The sequence below is a fragment of the Rhodoplanes sp. SY1 genome (assembly GCF_046000175.1).
Lineage (GTDB): Bacteria > Pseudomonadota > Alphaproteobacteria > Rhizobiales > Xanthobacteraceae > Rhodoplanes.
Genome location: NZ_JBEOMB010000416.1, coordinates 1 through 1,212, shown reverse-complemented (window position 1 = coordinate 1,212; position 1,212 = coordinate 1). Strand labels below are relative to the sequence as shown.

Sequence of the window (1,212 nt, the reverse complement as noted above, 5' to 3'; positions counted from 1 at the left end):
CCCGGCTCGGTGTTGCCCAGCTCGCGCGCCTTCTTGGGATTTCCGAGGCCGTAGACCCGCTCGGCCAGCTCGGCGGGCCGGCCGGCGAGCCGCGCCGCCTCGGCCTCGTTCACCTTGGCCGAGTGCCGGCCGACGCCGAAGATCTCCATGATGCGCGGCGCCCGGTAGCGCATGTCCTCGCGCACGATGGTGCCGGCGCCGTTCTCGTGGCTGATCTGCGCCATCAGGTGGGCGACGACGAGCGGATCGTCGATGCCGTGCTCCGCGAGCACGGGCTTGGCGATGCGGGCGATCAACACGATCTTGGCCTGCGGCGCCCGCGGCCACAGCTTGACGAGCATCGTCTTGGTGATCATGGCCGGCCCCCGTGCTCGCTACGCGCGCGAGACGGATCGACCTTGCCCGAGAACGGCGGGTGCCGTGCCGCCGTCAATTGACGGCTGCATCAGCGATTTGGCGGGAGTTGTGCGAGCCTAGAACAGGCTTCCCTGCTTGTCATCTTCGCTGGCACGCCCGCGTTGGCGAAGCCGATACGCGGTGCGCTCCGTCAGGCCGGAGACACGAGCGGCTTGCGCGGCCGAGGCGCCGGTCGCGAGCGCCTGGGCGAGGCGACGTCGCGCCGACGCGATGGCGCCCGTCGGACCGCGCGGCACCAGGACATAGGCTCCGCGCATTCGACCGGAGCCGGTTCCCTGCCGGTAGTGGGTGCAGATCTTCTCCGCAGCCTCGCGGCCGACGCAGAGCGCGAGCCAATGCCGATCGCTCTGCACGGCCGCTGGAATGCGGACCCGGCACCCCCCGTAGCTCTCCGCGAGCTTCAACGCCGCTTCGAGGCCTGCGACCTCGGCGATCTCGGCGAGCAGCGCGGGGAGCCAGGAGTAGCTCACGTCGCCTCGCTCCTCTTTGCGGTGGCGAGATCCTCGTGCCGGGTCGCACCGAGATCGGTCACGTGCGCGACCGTTTCGCTGCACCAGAGATCGAGCAGGCCGCGATCGACCAGCGACCGGATCGTTCGCCCATCGTGGATCTCGCCGCCCCGCGGGTCGGCGAAGCAGGAGCCGGTCTTGTGCAGCCCGCGAGCACCGCGAGCCGCGTAGGCATCGGCCAAGGCGATGCGCTGCCGCCTGGAGAGCTTCATCGGCGTGTGCTCGGCACCACGGTGACGACCGTGCCGGCCGCCACCACGAACGTCACCCGGCCGGTGACGATCCG

Annotated in this window: 2 protein-coding genes and 1 pseudogene; 1 reads left to right on the top strand and 2 read right to left on the bottom strand. The window is 70.8% G+C overall.

Annotation, left to right across the window (positions count from 1 at the left end):
• Together ABTU92_RS30060 and ABTU92_RS30055 are read right to left on the bottom strand one after the other, a co-directional pair.
• Positions 1 to 356, bottom strand: a pseudogene (locus ABTU92_RS30060) (hypothetical protein); the annotation flags it as partial.
• Positions 357 to 473: 117 nt separating this feature from the next.
• Positions 474 to 887, bottom strand: coding sequence for a hypothetical protein (locus ABTU92_RS30055; protein ID WP_408095195.1), 414 nt, complete (start codon positions 885 to 887; stop codon positions 474 to 476).
• A gap of 35 nt (positions 888 to 922) precedes the next feature.
• On the opposite strand from ABTU92_RS30055, the gene ABTU92_RS30050 reads away from it, so the two are divergent.
• Positions 923 to 1,212 (top strand): hypothetical protein (locus tag ABTU92_RS30050; protein WP_408095194.1); only part of this gene is annotated, 290 nt, incomplete at its 3' end.